The sequence below is a fragment of the Luteimonas wenzhouensis genome, assembly GCF_007859305.1.
GTDB lineage: Bacteria > Pseudomonadota > Gammaproteobacteria > Xanthomonadales > Xanthomonadaceae > Luteimonas > Luteimonas wenzhouensis.
This window is the reverse complement of the sequence record NZ_VOHE01000007.1, coordinates 53,478-69,600: the sequence shown is the minus strand read 5'-3', so window position 1 is coordinate 69,600 and position 16,123 is coordinate 53,478. Positions and strand designations below refer to the sequence as shown.

Below are 16,123 nucleotides of genomic sequence, written 5' to 3'. Positions count from 1 at the left end.
GTGCCCCGGAGCGGGGGATTTGGGCCGCCGCCCCGGACCCGTTAGACTGGACCGACCGCCCTCCCGGGGCGTATCCAGATCAAGCACTTACTGCAATGTCCGAGGACGACAGTAGCAGCGCCTCCGACTCCCCGGAGAAGACTCCGGAAAAGAGGCGCAGTTGGCTGGAACGGCTCAGTTCCGCCATTTCCGGCGAGCCCAGCACCCGCGACGACCTGATCGAGCTGCTGCGCGACACGCATTCGGACGGCCTGATCGAGGCCGACACCCTGCGGATGATGGAGGGCGCGCTGGCCGTGTCCGACATGACCGTGGGCGACGTGATGGTGCCGCGCTCGCAGATGGTGGCCCTGCCCGCCGACGCCCGGCTGCTGGACCTGATGAAGCAGGTGGTCGAGTCCGGCCACTCGCGCTTCCCGGTCCATGGCGAGGACAAGGACGAGATCCTGGGCATCCTCCTGGCCAAGGATCTGCTGCGCGGGGTGGTGGCCGACAACGGGCCGCAGACCATCCACTCGCTGCTGCGCCCGGCGGTGCTGATCCCCGAGTCGAAGAAGCTCAACGTGCTGCTGCGCGAATTCCGCCAGTCGCGCAACCACATGGCGATCGTGATCGACGAGTATGGCGGCGTGGCCGGACTGGTGACGATCGAGGACGTGCTCGAGGAGATCGTCGGCGAGATCGACGACGAGCACGACGACGCCGAGGACCCGGACGCGCTGATCGCGGCCCAGGCCGACGGCCAGTACGTGGTCGATGCGCTGACCCCGATTGACGACTTCAACGAACGCTTCGGCGCCGACTTCGATGACGACGAGTACGACACCATCGGCGGCCTGGTGACCGCGGCCATCGGCCACTTGCCCGAGGCCGGCGAGGAGCTCACCCTCGGCCGCTTCGGCTTCCGCGTGGCGCGTGCCGACGCGCGCCGGCTGCACGCGCTGCACGTGACCGTGCTCGGCAACACGGAATGAGCCTGCGCCCCCTTGCCAGAAGCCGCGGGTGCGCCGGGGTGCGGCCTTGACCGGCGTGGCGACGCGGCGCGGCGCGCGAGCGCAATACGCGGCCTCGGGCCGGGGCTGCCGCACGATGGCCGCGCAGGCGGCCCTGCTGGCGCTGTGCCTGCTGCTGGCTCCGCTTGCCCAGGCCGCGCCGCGCGTCGGCGTGGCGACCATGCTGCCGGGCGAGATCTTCTTCGAGCGCTTCGGCCACAACGCGATCGTCGTCGACGATCCGGACTTGCCAGGGCCGGTGTCGTACAACTTCGGCTTCTTCGACATGGAGGAGCCGGACTTCATCGCCCGCTTCGTGCGCGGCGACATGCGCTACCGGCTGGTCGCGCTGCCGCTGTCGCAGGACCTGGCCTACTACCGCGAAGTGGGCCGCGGCGTGTCGATCCAGTGGCTGGACCTGGACCCGGGCCAGGCCACCGCGCTGGCCGCGGCCCTGGCCGAGAACGCGCGCCCGGAGAACGCGGTCTACCGCTACGACTACTTCACCGACAACTGCTCCACGCGGGTGCGCGACGCGCTGGACCGGGCGCTCGGCGGCGCGCTGCGGCGCCAGCTCTCCGGACGCTCGCGCGGCAACACCTTCCGTGACGACGCGGTGCGGCTGGCCTCGCCGGCGCCGTGGATGTGGCTGGGCTTCGACCTGGGGCTCGGCCCGGCCGCGGACCGCGCGAACTCGCTGTGGGACGACGCCTTCGTGCCGATGCGGCTGGCCGACGTGCTCGCCGGCGTGCGCCGGGACGACGGCCGCCCGCTGGTGACGGCCACCGAGCAGGTGCTGCCGCACCGGCTGGCGCCCGAGCCGCCGGAGGCGCCGCGCAGGTGGTGGCCCTGGCTGCTGGCCGGGCTGGCGCTGGTCGCGGCGATCGCCGTCGCCGGCCAGCGCCGTCCGCGCGCCCTGGCCGGCGCGGCGATGCTGCTGTGGGCCGCCTGCAGCGTGCTGGGCGCGGCGATGCTGTTCCTGTGGCTGGGCACCGAACACCGCTTCGCCTGGGGCAACCACAACCTGCTGCTGTTCCCGCCGCTGTGCCTGCTGCTGCTGCCCGGCGGCTGGCGCCTGGCGCGCGGCCGCGTGCCGGGCCCGGTGTTCCGGGTGCTGGCGTGGGCGGTCGTGGCGTGTTCGGTGCTCGCCCTGTTCCTGCATCTGCTGCCGGTGTTCCCGCAGCGCAACGCACACTGGATCGCGCTCATGCTGCCGGTCCACTTCGCGCTGGCCTGGACGCTGGCGCAGCGTCCGCGCGCGACCGGCTGAAGGGTCCACCGCGCGCGGCGCGACTGCATACGTATGCGCCGGGCGCGCGCGCGGGACCGTGGCACCATCGGGCGGTTCCCACGACGAGGAGCCGCACGATGCCGATCCGCCGCCTGCCCCTGCTCCTGCTGCTGAGCGCCGCATCCGCCGCCGCGCAGGACGCGCCCGCCACCGCCGCCGCCTGCTCGCCCGGCAACGTGGTCTGCGTGGAGCTGGGCCTGGACGGCGACGGCCGGCCGAGCTACCGGGTGCAGCGCGCAGGACGCCAGGTCCTTGCCCCGTCGCGGCTGGGCATGATCCTGGCCGACGCGCCCAAGCTCGAGCGCAACCTGGCGATCGCCGACGTGCGCCGGGCCACCTTCGACGAAACCTGGGAGCAGCCCTGGGGCGAACGGCGCGAAGTGCGCAACCACTACAACGAGCTCACCGTCACCCTGCGCGAGAAGTCGGGACCCGGGCGCGAGTTCGACGTGGTGTTCCGGCTCCACGACGACGGCCTCGGCTTCCGCTACGCGTTCGACCGCCAGCCGGCGCTGGAGCGGCTGGAGATCGTCGAGGAGCTGACCGAGTTCCACCTGGCCGAAGACGCCACCGCGTGGTGGATCCCCGCATTCGAGTGGAACCGCGCCGAGTACCTCTACCACGCGACCCCGCTGCGGGAAGTGGGCGACGCGCAGACCCCGATCACGCTGCGCATGGACGACGGCCTCCACGTCTCGATCCACGAGGCGGCACTGGTGGACTATGCCGGGATGAACCTCACCCGCGTCGAGGGCCGTCGCCTCAAGGCCGCGCTCACGCCCGGCACCAGCACGCGGGCGAACGTGTCGGTCGCCACGCCGTTCCGCACGCCCTGGCGCACGCTGCAGCTGGGCATGCGCGCAGGCGACCTGGTCGAATCCCCGCTGATCCTCAACCTCAACGAACCCAACCGCCTCGGCGACGTGTCGTGGGTCAAGCCGATGAAGTACGTCGGGGTGTGGTGGGAGATGCACATGGACCTCAAGTCCTGGGCCTCCGGACCGAAGCACGGCGCGACCAACGAGAACGTGCGCCGGCACATCGACTTCGCCGCCCGCCACGGCTTCGGCGGGGTGCTGGTGGAAGGCTGGAACGTGGGCTGGGACGGCGACTGGTTCGGCAACGGCGAGGCGTTCCGCTTCACCCGGTCCTATCCCGACTTCGACCTCGAGGCGTTGAGCGCCTACGCGCGCGAGAGGGGCGTGGTGCTGATCGGCCACCACGAGACGTCGGGCCACGCCGCCCACTACGAATCGCAGATGGACGCCGCGTTCGACCTCTACCGGCGCGTGGGCGTTCCCGCGGTCAAGACCGGCTACGTCGCCGACGCCGGCCAGGCCAAGGTGCGCGACGCCGACGGCAACCTCGTCTTCGCCTGGCACGAAGGCCAGGACATGGTGAACCACCACCTGCGCGTGGTGGAGGCGGCGGCCAGGCGCCGGATCGCGGTCAATCCGCACGAGCCGGTCAAGGACACCGGCCTGCGCCGCACGTATCCGAACTGGCTCACCCGCGAAGGCGCGCGCGGCATGGAGTACAGCGCCTGGGGCGATCCGGGCAATCCGCCGGGGCACGAGCCGACCCTGGTGTTCACCCGCCTGCTGGCGGGGCCGATGGACTACACGCCGGGCATCTTCGGCATGGAGACCCGGGCGCCCGGCGGCGTGGAGACGACATGGGCCAAGCAGCTGGCGCTGTACGTGGTGATCTACAGCCCGCTGCAGATGGCGGCCGACCTGCTGGACAACTACGAACGCAACCCCGGCCCGTTCCAGTTCATCAAGGACGTGCCGGTGGACTGGGAGGCCACGCGCGTGCTCAATGGCGAGGTCGGCGAGTACGTGACCATCGCGCGCCGCGAGCGCGGCGGCGACGACTGGTACCTGGGCGCGGTGACCGACGCGCAACCGCGCACGCTCGAGGTCGCGCTCAACTTCCTCGAACCCGGCCGCCGCTATACCGCGCAGGTGTACCGCGACGGCGACCGTGCCGACTACCGTGGCAACCGCGAGGACATCGTGATCGAGGCGCGCGAGGTCACGTCCGTCGACACGCTCACCCTGCGCCTGGCGCCCGGCGGCGGCCAGGCGATCCGGTTCGTGGCGCAGTAGCCCATCCTGGCGGGCGGCTCCGGTTGCCGCCCGCCGCCGGCGGGCGCAGGATGCGCGCATGGAACAGACCGCCCCCGCCAATCCGCCCAGCGTCGTCAACTCCATCGTGTACGCGGGGGACGGCACGCATCGCGACGTGCCGCTTGGGCGGATCGGCGCACTGCTCGCGCGCGATCCCGGCAGCTTCGCCTGGATCGGCCTGTACGAACCCGACGACGGCGTGCTCGAACGGCTGCAGGAACAGTTCGGCCTGCACGACCTGGCGATCGAGGACGCGCACAAGGCCCACCAGCGGCCCAAGCTCGAGGGCTACGGCAACTCGTTCTTCCTCGTGGCCAGCACCGCGCAGGTGGTGGACCGCAGGATCGCCTACGGCGAGACCCACGTGTTCTTCGGTCCGCGCTACCTGATCACGGTGCGGCACGGCGCCTCGCTGTCCTATGCGGCCGCGCGTGCGCGCATCGAGCGCGAGCCGGAACTGCTGGCGCTCGGCCCGGCGTTCGGCCTGTACGCGGTGCTCGACGCCATCGTCGACAACTACGTGCCGATCGTGGACGAGTTCAAGGCCACCCTGCCGGCGCTGGAGAAGGACATCGTGAGCGAGTCGTTCGACCGCGACACCGTGATCCGGCTCTACGACCTCAAGCGCGAGCTGACCTACATGCAGGTCAACGTGGCGCCGATGCAGGACGTGCTCTCGCAGCTGGTGCGCAGCGCCAACCCGCTGCTGCCGGAGGAAGTGCGGGTATACCTGCGCGACGTGCTCGACCACAGCCTGCGCATCAACCAGACCATCGACGTACTACGCGACATGCTCGGCACCGCGCTCACGGTGAACCAGGCGCTGGTGACCCAGGCCCAGGGCGAGGTGGTCAAGCGCCTCGGCGCCTGGGCCGCGCTGCTGGCGGTGCCGACCCTGGTCACGAGCTGGTACGGGATGAACTTCCGCGCCATGCCGGAGCTGGACGGCCGCTACGCGTATCCGGCGCTGCTGGTGGGGGTGGCCACGGTCTGCGTGGGGCTGTACCGCCGGTTCCGCCGCATCGGCTGGCTCTAGCCGGCGCCTTCGAGCAGCGCGGCGAACCGCGCCAGCGCCGCCTCGCCCACCACGTCTTCGGCCAGCAGCGGCAGTTCCACCCGCGGAATCGACGGCAGCGCCGCGTCGAGCGTGTCCAGGTGTACCTGCTCCTGTGCGCGCCGCCCTGCCAGGAAGCCACCGGCGTCGGCGGGCGAGCGCCGGTTGACCACCAGCGCCGCGACGTGGACGCCCGCGGCCTCGAGGCTGGCCTGGAACTCGATGGTCTCGAGCACCGGAAGCCGTTCGGCGGCGAGCACCACCACGAAGGCGGTGGCCTGCGGGTCGGCCATCGCCTCGCGCAGGTGCGCGAACAGGTGCCGCCGCCGCTCCAGCACCGCCCGGATCGCCTGGTCCCGGTCGCCGGCGGTGCCCGGCGCCGCGACGCCGCCGATCGCGCGCTCGGCCACGCCATCGTCGCCGCCGAGGTTGCGCAGCGCGGCGCCGAAGCGCGCGCTGCGCTCCTGGCGGCGCAGCAGGCCGTCGGTCCAGGCGGCCATCATCTCGGGCAGCGCCATCAGCCGCGCGGTGTGCCCCGAGGGCGCGGTATCGAACACCAGCAGGTCGTGGTCGTGCGGGGCGTCGTGGACCAGGGTCGCCACCCGCTCGAGCAGCGCCGCCTCGTGCATGCCCGGCGCATCGCGCGACAGGGCCAGGTGGCGGTCGACCTCGCCGGCCAGGTGCGGCGGCATCAGGCGACGCAGCGAATCGCCGACCTGGCGGAGGTGGGCGTCGACGGTGGCCGCAGGATCGATCTCCACCGCCTGCAGGTTGTCGGCCAGCGCGCGCGGCTCGGGACCGATCGCGCGCTGCCAGAGGTGGCCGAGGCTGTGCGCGGGGTCGGTGGAGACCAGCAGCACCCGCCGGCCGGCGCGGGCCTGGGCCAGCGCGACGGCGGACGCGACCGTCGTCTTGCCCACCCCGCCCTTGCCGCCGAAGAACAGCATGCGCCGCCCGGCGGCGAGGGTCAGCAGCATCCGACGTGGTCCAGCGGCGAGCGCTCCATGCCCATCCGGCGGTGCCAGTCATGGAAGCGCTCGTACATCACCGGCATCAGCTCGAGCGTGTACCAGGAGGCGGGATTCGGCAGGCCCAGGGCCTCCGAGTACACCAGCAGCATGAACAGGTCGTCCTCGTCGCGCCTGGCCCGGGCGAAGGTGCGCCGGTACGGCGCCGCGTAGAACTCGCCGAGGGCAGCCGAGAGTCGCGCCCACCACGATTCTACCGGCGCCGCCGGTTCCCGCATCAGGCGCGCTCCGACTCCAGCGTGCCGTCCGGCGCCGCGTTCGGGTCGCGGCCCTGACGCATCGCCAGCACCGCCTCGAACGACACCCACAGCGCGGCCACCAGGATCACCAGGTCCATGCCGAACAGCAGCCAGTTCTCCTGGGCCTTGAAGGTGCCGAGCTGGACGATCAGCGCGTACACCGACATCACCAGCAGGAACGCCAGCGGCACCAGGGTGAAGACCGGATTGCGGCCCTTGCGGATCAGGATCACCGACACCACGGCCAGGGTCAGCGCCGCCAGCAGCTGGTTGGTGGTGCCGAACAGCGGCCAGATCACCATGCCGCCGCTGCCGTCGCTGCCGGCGCCGAAGGCCAGCGCCATGCACACGGCCAGCGCCACCACCGTGCCCAGGAACGTGCCGACCTTGAAGCCCGCGAGCTCGGCCGCTTCCTGCACCACGAAACGCTGCAGGCGCAGGCCCGTGTCCATGGTGGTGGCCGCGAACAGGATCGCCATCGTCGCCAGCAGCGTTGCGCCGAGCTGCTCCGGCATGCCGAGACCCTCGATCAGCAGCGCGTCGCCGCCATTGACGAAGGCGCCCACGCCGCCGCCGCCGAACTGCGCGTACACCGCCTGCCAGTCGACCAGCGTGGCGAAACCGGCGGTGCAGCAGATGATCGCGGCCAGCGACAGCATGCCCTCGCCGATCGCGCCGAAGTAGCCGACGAAGCGCGCGTCGGTTTCCTTGTCCAGCTGCTTGGACGTGGTGCCCGAGGCCACCATGCCGTGGAAGCCGGAGATCGCGCCGCAGGCGATGGTGACGAACAGCAGCGGCATGATGCCCGGCGTGCCTTCCGGCACCGCATGGTTGATCGGCGGCGCGACGATCGTCGGCGAGGCCAGCAGCACCGCCACGTACAGGATCCCGAGGCCCACGAACAGCTGCAGGCCGTTGATGTAGTCGCGAGGCTGCAGCAGCACCCACACCGGCAGCAGCGAGGCGATGCCCGCGTACAGGAACAGCAGCACGATCCAGGCCGAGCGCGGGGTCATGCCGAGGATCGGGTCCGGCAGCACGATTGGATAGCTGTTGCCGATCAGGATCAGCGCGTAGAGCACGATCACGCCGCCGATCGACGGCCACAGCAGGCCGACCTTCCAGCGGTAGATCAGCTGGCCGATGACCAGCGCCACCACGATCGCGCCCCAGACCGGGATCACCGAGGTCGGCGTGGACACCAGCAGGTTGGCGATCACCACCGCGAAGGCCGCGTTGACCATCAGCAGCAGCAGGAAGATCACGACCAGGAACAGGTTGCGCCCACGGCGTCCGATGTAGCTGCCGCTGAGCATGCCCATCGACTTGCCCTTGTTGCGCACGCTGGCCCACAACGCGCCGAAGTCGTGCACGCCGGCGAAGAAGATCGTGCCCAGGGTCACCCACAGGAACGCGGGCAGCCAGCCCCAGATCACCGCGATCGCGGGGCCGACGATCGGCGCCGCGCCGGCCACCGAGGTGAAGTGGTGCCCCCACAGCACGAAGCGGTTGGTGGGCACGTAATCCACGCCGTCGCGCATGGTATGTGCGGGCGTCGGGTAGTCGGCCTGCAACCGGTAGATCTTCTCGGCGATGAACTTCGAGTAGAACGCGTAGCCCAGCGCCATCGCGCCAAGTCCGATCAGCATCAGGACGATTGCATTCACGGTGTGCTTCCCCCGGCTACCTTCGGTCCCCGCGAGATTACTCCCTCGCGGGCCTGATCGGCACCCTGCGATAGTCGACGGCCTGCTGCATTGCAGCAGGCAGGTGCGTGTATGGCGCGCGGCCACCGCTTCCGCGGCAGGCGTCCGCCCGCCCGCCATGGCTCAGCGGCGTGGGGCGCCGCGGAAGACCAGCCTGGACAACACCAGGTAAGAGACCACCACCACCACCGAGCCGGAGGCAAGGAAGTTCACCGCTTCGGGCAGGCCGGCGCGCTGCCCGGCCCGCGCCAGCAGGCCGACCATCACGGCGTTGAGTGCCTGCAGCAGGCAATAGCGCACGAAGGCCGGTGCAGCCGCGCTGCGGTCACGGAAGGCGAACCTCCTCTGCAGGGCGAACGTGGGCGGTATGGACGCCAGCGTCGCGAGCAGCGCCGCGGGGCCGGCAGCGAAGCCGGGCCAGCGGACCAGCAACATCGACAGCATGAAATAGAGCGCGAACCCCATTCCGCCCGCCAACACGAATGCGAGCTTGCGATGCAATCCCTCGCGCAGACGGCCCATCACCTTCCGCCTCCCCGGCAGCATCCGCGATGCGCCTGCGCCAGGTCGGCCACGACGTCTCCCGCCGACGGGCGGACCGCAGACACCTCCCCGACCGGATGCGCCGATCGACGCGTCCGGACCACGGGAATGCCGCACATCGACTTCGGCTCCGCCGGCTCAGGCACCAGCCATCATGCGCAGGATCTGGCCGATGCCATAGGCGACGAGGGTGCCGGTGGCGTAGCCGACGGTGCCCAGCAGCACGCCCACCGGAGCCAGCGTCGGATGGAAGGCGGCCGCCACCACCGGCGCCGAGGCCGCGGCGCCGATGTTGCCCTGCGAGCCGATCGCGAAGTAGAACAGCGGCGCCCGCACCAGCCTGGCCGCGCCCCACAGCACCAGGATGTGCACGAGCATCCATACCGCGCCCAGCAGCAGCAGCCACGGCCGGTCGGCCAGGTGCAGGAAGTCCATCTGCATGCCGATGCTGGCGATCAGGAAGTACAGGCAGGCGCTGCCGATCCTGGCCATCCCCGCGTTCTCCAGCCTGCGCACTGGCGTGAAGCTGAGCAGCAGGCCGGCGACGGTCGACCCCACCACCACCCAGACGAAGCTCGAGTCCAGGCTGAAGCGTGCCGCGTTGGGCACGTGGGCCGCGAACCAGGCTGCCAGCGGCGTGGCCACCGCGTGCGCGAGGCCGACGATGCCGAAGCCGACGCCGAGGATCACCATCAGGTCGGTCAGGGTCGGGATGCGCGCGTTGGCGGCCTCGTAGGCCTCGAGCCGCGCCTTCATCTCGTCGATGGCGCGGGTGTCCGCGCCGCTGCGCGCGTCGATCGTGGCCGCGCGACCGGCCAGGAACAGCAGGGTGGCCATCCAGAGGTTGGCGACCGCCACGTCCACCACCGCGAACTGCCCGAACAGGGTGGCATCGACCCCGTACAGCTCGCGCACCGCGACCATGTTGGCGCCACCGCCGATCCAGCTGCCCGCCAGTGCGGCCATGCCCTTCCAGACGTCGCCGGCCACCACGTCCGGCTTGAGCCATTCGAACAGCTGGAACGACACGATCGCGCCAAGGGCGATCCCGAGCGTGCCCATGCAGAACACGAACAGCAGCTTCGGGCCCAGCCGCAACACGCCCCTGAGGTCGATGGTCATGGTCAGCAGGACCAGCGCCACCGGCAGCAGCACCCGGCTGGCGATCGGGTTGTAGACCACGCCCTGGCTGCCGTCGATCAGCCCCGCGGTGTTGTAGATCGCCGGCACGAAGTAGCACAGCAGCAGCGCCGGGACCCAGGCGAAGAACTTCCTCCAGAACGGCGTCGGCCCGCTGGCCAGCCAGAAGATCAGCCCCAGGGTCGCGGCGATCAACCCGAACACGACGATGTCGTTGGTGATCAGCGCGGTCGAAGGGGCGTCGGTCTCGATCGCCATGCAGGACTCCGTTGGATCGTCGGCGGCGCGGGCGCAGATGACGAAAAGCCGGCTTGCGCCGGCTTTCCGCGAAGGCTCACTGTCCGATGTGCTGCTTCAGCCAGGCGTTGACGGTGTCGTGCCAGAGGATGCTGTTGTGCGGCTTGAGCACCCAGTGGTTTTCGTCCGGGAAGTACAGCAGCTTCGACTCGATGCCGGCGCGCTGCAGCGCGGTGAAGCTCGACAGGCTCTGGTCGATCGGCACCCGGAAGTCGTTCTGCCCGGCCACCACCAGCATCGGCACCTTCCACCTGTCGATGTGGCGCGCCGGGTTGAACTTCTCGTAGGCGTCGGGGTTCTCCGCGACGGTCCCGCCGAACTCCCATTCGGTGAACCACAGCTCCTCGGTCACCAGCCCCATCGAACGGGTGTCGAACACGCCGTTGTGGTTGACCAGGCACTTCCACGGTCCGTTCCACTGGCTGGCGATCCAGTTGACCATGTAGCCGCCGTAGCTGGCGCCGAGCGCGCAGGCGCGATCGCCGTCGAGGAAGTCGTACTTCTCCAGCGCCGCCTGCCAGCCCTTCTGCAGGTCGACCAGCGGCTTGCCGCCCCAGTCGCCGGTGATCGCGTCGGTGAAGGCCTGGCCGTAGCCGGTGGAGCCGTGGAAGTCGATCATCACCACCGCGTAGCCCTGGCCCGCGTAGGTCTGCGGGTTCCAGCGCGTGCTCCAGCCGTTGCCGAAGCTGCCCTGCGGGCCGCCGTGGATCAGGAACGCGACCGGATACTTGCGCCCGTCCTGGTAGCCCGACGGCTTGACCACGTAGCCATGCACGGTGGCGTCGCCGGCGCCGCGGAAGGTGAACTGCTCGAAGGCGCCGAACTCGACGTCGGGCAGGCGCTCGCCGTCGCTGGGCGTGATCTTGCGCAGCGGCGCACCCGGCACCGCGTCGGTCACGTAGAGCACGTTGCCGGTGTCGAGCGCGTTGCGGGTCAGGGCGATGGTCTGGCCGGCGACGTCGAACGCCGAGACCGAACCGTCGCCGACCAGGCGCTCCACCTTGCCGGTGGCCGCGTCCACGCGGAACAGCGGGTACTGGCCGGTGTCCTGCGCGGACACGAACAGCGTCTTGCCGTCGTCCGCGACCGCCAGGCTGCCGGGCGAGCGGTCCCAGTCCGGGGCGACTTCGCGCACCCGACCGGTGGCCACGTCCATGGCCATGATCGCGTAGCGGTCGGCCTCGAAGCCGGGGCGCTTCATCGCCAGGTAGTACAGGGTGCCACCGTCGCGACTGTAGACCGGCGCGGCATCCCAGGCCGTGTTGGCCTCGGTCAGGTTGACCGGCGCGCCACCGTCGAGCGGCAGGCGGTAGAGGTCGAAATTGGTGGACCACGGCTCGGTGCGACCGGCGATCCGCACGCTGGCGACGACGTGGCTGCCGTCCGGCGCCCAGGTGTAGTCGGCGGCGTCGCCGAAGGGCCTGGACGGGATGTCGCCGTCGAGCGACACGCTCAGCGCCTGCGCGGCATCGACCGGGCCTTCGCCCTCGCCGGGCAGCGTCGCCACGAACAGGCGGCTGCGGCGGCCATCGCTCCAGGTGTCCCAGTGGCGCACGAACAGCTTGTCGTAGACGCGGCCGCTGGCCTTGCGCGCCTCCTGCTCGTCGAGGCGTTGCCTGGTGCACCCCAGGTCCGCGCCGCAGTCGGCGAAGGTCTCGGCGCTGAAGGCGATCCGGCGGCCGTCGGGCGAGAGCCGGTAGCTACCGACGTCGAGCGCGAAGGCGGTGAGCTGGCGCGGCTCGCCGCCGCCGGCCGGCATCGCGTAGAGCTGCTGCGAACCGCCCTTTGCGCTCAGGAAGTACAGGGTCGAGCCATCGGGCGAGAACGCCGGGTCGCTCACGCTCCAGCCCTCGGGCGTGATCCGCCGCGGTGGCGCCAGGTCGCGGGTCAGCAGATGGCGCGCATACAGGGCGGTGGTGCCCTTCAGGTCGGCATCGACGCTGCGCTGGGCGAACACCACCACGTGGCCGTCCGGCGAGAGCAGCGGCGAGGACACCCGGTCGAGGCGGACCAGGTCGCGGACATCGAAGCCGCGGGCCTCGGCCGCGGCGGGCAGGCAGGCCAGCAGGCAGATGGACAGGAGCGCGTGTCGCAGCTTCATCCGGGACACTCCGGTAAGGGAATGGGCGGATGGTAGGCGCTGGCCCACGCCGGGCGCAAAGGACCTCCGGCACATGCGCGGCGGCGCCACGCGCCGGCGGTCGCGCCCTGGCGACCGGTCGGGGGCGAAGCTGCCGGCCCCAGGCCACTCGATGCCGGGAACACGCGTGTCGGGGCGCCCGGGGCCGGGGGCGGGCAGCGGCGGCGATGGACCGCCGCCTAGCGCAGCACGGCGTGCAGCGCGTGGCTCCAGTCCGGCAGCCGGAAGCCGGCGTCGCGCTCGAACTTCGAACAGTCCAGGCGGGACCACGCCGGCCGGCGCGCGGGCGTCGGGTATTCCGCGCTGGTGATCGGCAGCACGCGCGGTCGACGGGGGATCCGCCCCAGGACGTGGGCGCGTTCGACGATGGCCTCGGCGAACCCGTGCCAGGTCGTCCCGCCGCCAGCGGTCAGGTGCCACAGGCCGGACCCGGCGAACGGCCGCCGCAGCATCGCCGCGGTGGCATCGGCGATGAGCGCCGCGGGCGTGGGCGTGCCCGCCTGGTCGGCGACCACGCGCAGTTCGTCGCGTTCGGCGGCGAGCCGCAGCATGGTCAGCATGAAGTTGCGGCCGCGGTCGGCGTACACCCAGGCGGTGCGGAACACCATGTGGCGCGCGCCGCTGGCCTGGACGGCCCGTTCGCCGGCCAGCTTGCTCTCGCCGTACACGCCCAGCGGCGCCACCGGGTCGTCCTCCCGGTATGGCCGGGTGGCCGTGCCGTCGAAGACGTAGTCGGTGGAGTAATGCACGAACAGGGCATCGCGCCGCGCGCAGGCCCCGGCCAGCGCCCCGGGCGCCTCCGCGTTCGCGCGAAAGGCGGCCTCGCGCTCGGATTCGGCACGGTCGACCGCGGTGTAGGCGGCGGCGTTCACCACCACGTCCGGTCCGATGCGCTCGACCAGGGCCGGCAGCGTGTCCGGCCGGTCCAGGTCGGCCACCTCGCACGCCGCGCCACCGTCGTCCGCCAGGCGACCGTCTCGCGTGGCGCACACCACCTCGCCCAGCGGCGCCAGGCTCCGGCGCAGCTCGTACCCGACCTGTCCGTTGGCGCCGAGCAGCAGGATCCTCATGGCACGTACACGGGCAGCCGGTCCGGCGGCACGTCGGCCAGCAGCGGGGCCTTCGCATCCTTGGGCGACAGCCTCGGCCCGGCGAGCGGCCAGTCGATGGCGAGGTCCGGATCGTCCCAGCGGATGTTGGCGTCGGCCGCCGGATCGTAGGTGGCGGTGCACAGGTAGGTGAACAGCGCCCGCTCGCTGAGGGCGACGAACCCGTGGGCGAAGCCCTCCGGGATCCAGAAGTGGCGCTTGTTCTCCGCGCTCAGCAGTACCGCGGTCCAGCGCCCGAAATGCGGCGAGCCGCGGCGGATGTCGACGGCTACGTCCCAGACCTCGCCTTCGAGCACCGAGACGTACTTGCCCTGCGGGTTGGGCCACTGGTAATGCAGCCCGCGCAGCACGCCGCGGGCGGACGACGACACGTTGCCCTGCACGAAGCGCGGCGAGAAGCCGTGCGCGCCCAGCTTGTCGAGGTTGAACGACTCGAAAAAGAAGCCGCGATCGTCGCCGAACACCCGCGGCTCGACGACGACGCAACCGGGCAGGCCGGTCTCGATCAGCTTCATGGCACGTAGCCGCGATCGGCCAGGCTCAGCAGGTAGCGGCCGTAGCCGTTCTTGGCCAGTGGCGCGGCCAGCGCCTGCAGCTGCTGCTCGTCGATCCAGCCGTTGTTCCAGGCGATCTCCTCCGGGCAGCACACGCGCAGGCCCTGGCGGGCCTCGATGGTCTCGATGTAGTTCGAGGCCTCGAGCAGCGACTGGTGGGTGCCGGTGTCGAGCCAGGCATAGCCGCGGCCCAGGCGCTCCAGGTGCAGCTCGCCCTGGTCGAGGTAGCAGCGGTTGAGGTCGGTGATCTCGAGTTCTCCGCGCGCCGACGGCGTCAGCGTCGCGGCGAACTCCGGCGCGCGCCCATCGTAGAAGTACAGCCCGGTCACGGCGTAATTCGAGCGCGGCTGCGCCGGCTTCTCCTCGAGCCCGATCACGCGCCCGAGCTCGTCGAACTCGGCCACGCCGTAGCGTTCCGGATCGGAGACCCAGTAGCCGAACACCGTGGCCCCGGCCTCGCGCGCGTCGGCGCGCTTGAGCATCGCGGTCAGGCCGGGGCCGTGGAAGATGTTGTCGCCCAGCACCAGGCAGCTCGGCGCGCCATCGAGGAACTCGCGGCCGATCAGGAACGCCTGCGCCAGGCCGTCCGGGCTGGGCTGCACGGCGTACTCGATCTTCATGCCCCACTGCGAGCCGTCGCCCAGCAGTGCCTTGAACAGCGCCTGCTCGTGCGGGGTGTTGATGACCAGCACCTCACGGATCCCGGCGAGCATGAGCACGCTCAGCGGGTAGTAGATCATCGGCTTGTCGTAGACCGGCAGCAGCTGCTTGCTGATCGCCTTGGTGATCGGGTAGAGCCGGGTGCCCGAGCCGCCGGCCAGGACGATGCCCTTGCGCGCGGTCATGCCGATACCCCGATCCGCTCCAGGCGGTAGCTGCCGTCGAGCACGTGGCGCACCCAGTCCTGGTTGGCCAGGTACCAGTCGACCGTCTCGGCCAGCCCGCGCTCGAAGGTGTACTTCGGCTCCCAGCCCAGTTCGTCGCGCAGCTTGCTGGCGTCGATGGCGTAGCGGCGGTCGTGGCCGGGGCGGTCGGCGACGAAGGTGATCTGCGATTCGCGCGGCTTGCCGTCCTCGCGCGGGCGGCGCTCGTCGAGCAGTGCGCAGATCGCCTGGACCACCTCGATGTTCTGCTTTTCGGCGTTGCCGCCGATGTTGTAGGTCTCGCCCACCCGGCCGCCGGCCAGCACCGTGCGGATCGCCTCGCAGTGGTCGCTCACGTACAGCCAGTCGCGCACCTGCCTGCCGTCGCCGTACACCGGCAGCGGCTCGCCGGCCAGGGCCTTGGCGATCACCAGCGGGATGAGCTTCTCCGGGAAGTGGTAGGGCCCGTAGTTGTTCGAGCAGTTGGTGGTGAGCGTGGGCAGGCCGTAGGTGTGATGGAACGCGCGCACCAGGTGGTCGGACGCGGCCTTGGAGGCCGAGTATGGCGAGTTGGGCGCGTAGGGGGTGGTCTCGGTGAACTTGCCGGTCTCGCCGAGCGTGCCGTAGACCTCGTCGGTGGACACGTGCAGGAAGCGGAACCCTTCGCGGGCCGCGCCCTGGAGCGACTTCCAGTAGTCGCGCACGGATTCCAGCAGGGCCAGGGTGCCGACCACGTTGGTCTGGATGAACGCCGCCGGGCCGTCGATCGAGCGGTCGACGTGGCTCTCGGCGGCGAAGTTCAGCACCGCGTCGGGGCGATGCTCGGCCAGCAGGCGCGAGACGAGCGCGCGGTCGCCGATGTCACCATGGATGAAGACGTGGTCGGGGTTGCCGTCGAGGTCCCTGAGCGACTCGAGGTTGCCGGCGTACGTGAGCGCGTCGAGGTTGACCACGCGCACGCCGTGCGCCACGGCCTCCCGCACGAAGTTGCCACCGATGAAACCGGCACCGCCGGTCACTAGCCAAGTTGGCACG

Annotated in this window: 14 protein-coding genes; 4 read left to right on the top strand and 10 right to left on the bottom strand. The window is 71.0% G+C overall.

All coding sequences use genetic code 11. The annotated features are described in order from the left end of the window. Window positions 1-95: 95 nt before the first annotated feature. The 4 genes from FQY79_RS12445 (at window position 96) to FQY79_RS12430 (ending at window position 5,451) form a co-directional block, all read left to right on the top strand. Window positions 96-974: a CorC family transporter gene (locus tag FQY79_RS12445; RefSeq protein WP_146313234.1), complete on the top strand. Its 879-nt coding sequence runs from the start codon at window positions 96-98 to the stop codon at window positions 972-974. Between the two features lie 115 nt (window positions 975-1,089). Then, a complete protein-coding gene (locus FQY79_RS12440; RefSeq protein WP_146313233.1) occupies window positions 1,090-2,262 on the top strand; it encodes a lipoprotein N-acyltransferase Lnb domain-containing protein in 1,173 nt (390 codons plus the stop codon). A 98-nt stretch (window positions 2,263-2,360) separates the two neighbouring features. Next, window positions 2,361-4,394: a glycoside hydrolase family 97 protein gene (locus FQY79_RS12435; RefSeq protein ID WP_146313232.1), complete on the top strand. Its 2,034-nt coding sequence runs from the start codon at window positions 2,361-2,363 to the stop codon at window positions 4,392-4,394. A gap of 58 nt (window positions 4,395-4,452) precedes the next feature. After that, window positions 4,453-5,451: a magnesium and cobalt transport protein CorA gene (locus FQY79_RS12430; protein WP_146313231.1), complete on the top strand. Its 999-nt coding sequence runs from the start codon at window positions 4,453-4,455 to the stop codon at window positions 5,449-5,451. Here the strand turns inward: FQY79_RS12430 and FQY79_RS12425 are convergent. The 10 genes from FQY79_RS12425 to rfbB form a co-directional block, all read right to left on the bottom strand. Then, a complete protein-coding gene (locus FQY79_RS12425) occupies window positions 5,448-6,446 on the bottom strand; it encodes an ArsA family ATPase (RefSeq protein WP_146313230.1) in 999 nt (332 codons plus the stop codon). The two genes, FQY79_RS12430 and FQY79_RS12425, sit on opposite strands and share 4 nt — an antisense overlap. Then, complete coding sequence (locus tag FQY79_RS12420) at window positions 6,437-6,715, bottom strand: cory-CC-star protein (RefSeq protein ID WP_146313229.1); 279 nt, start codon at window positions 6,713-6,715, stop codon at window positions 6,437-6,439. Before FQY79_RS12420 ends, FQY79_RS12425 begins: the two co-directional genes overlap by 10 nt. Continuing rightward, window positions 6,715-8,403 carry a carbon starvation CstA family protein gene (locus FQY79_RS12415; RefSeq protein ID WP_146313228.1) on the bottom strand — a complete coding sequence of 563 codons (1,689 nt, stop codon included), beginning with the start codon at window positions 8,401-8,403 and terminating at the stop codon, window positions 6,715-6,717. Before FQY79_RS12415 ends, FQY79_RS12420 begins: the two co-directional genes overlap by 1 nt. A gap of 162 nt (window positions 8,404-8,565) precedes the next feature. Next, entirely contained in the window at window positions 8,566-8,964 is a 399-nt protein-coding gene (locus FQY79_RS12410) for a GtrA family protein (RefSeq protein ID WP_043741459.1), read from the bottom strand. A 159-nt stretch (window positions 8,965-9,123) separates the two neighbouring features. Further along, window positions 9,124-10,383: a DUF819 family protein gene (locus FQY79_RS12405; protein WP_281289327.1), complete on the bottom strand. Its 1,260-nt coding sequence runs from the start codon at window positions 10,381-10,383 to the stop codon at window positions 9,124-9,126. Between the two features lie 76 nt (window positions 10,384-10,459). Beyond that, window positions 10,460-12,523 carry a dipeptidyl-peptidase 5 gene (locus FQY79_RS12400; protein WP_146313227.1) on the bottom strand — a complete coding sequence of 688 codons (2,064 nt, stop codon included), beginning with the start codon at window positions 12,521-12,523 and terminating at the stop codon, window positions 10,460-10,462. Window positions 12,524-12,741: 218 nt separating this feature from the next. Continuing rightward, window positions 12,742-13,632 carry a dTDP-4-dehydrorhamnose reductase gene (rfbD, locus tag FQY79_RS12395; RefSeq protein ID WP_146313226.1) on the bottom strand — a complete coding sequence of 297 codons (891 nt, stop codon included), beginning with the start codon at window positions 13,630-13,632 and terminating at the stop codon, window positions 12,742-12,744. Further along, a complete protein-coding gene (rfbC, locus tag FQY79_RS12390) occupies window positions 13,629-14,186 on the bottom strand; it encodes a dTDP-4-dehydrorhamnose 3,5-epimerase (protein WP_146313225.1) in 558 nt (185 codons plus the stop codon). Before rfbC ends, rfbD begins: the two co-directional genes overlap by 4 nt. Next, window positions 14,183-15,070: a glucose-1-phosphate thymidylyltransferase RfbA gene (rfbA, locus tag FQY79_RS12385; protein WP_146313224.1), complete on the bottom strand. Its 888-nt coding sequence runs from the start codon at window positions 15,068-15,070 to the stop codon at window positions 14,183-14,185. Before rfbA ends, rfbC begins: the two co-directional genes overlap by 4 nt. Continuing rightward, window positions 15,067-16,122, bottom strand: coding sequence for a dTDP-glucose 4,6-dehydratase (rfbB, locus tag FQY79_RS12380; RefSeq protein WP_146313223.1), 1,056 nt, complete (start codon window positions 16,120-16,122; stop codon window positions 15,067-15,069). Before rfbB ends, rfbA begins: the two co-directional genes overlap by 4 nt. Window position 16,123: the final 1 nt, after the last annotated feature.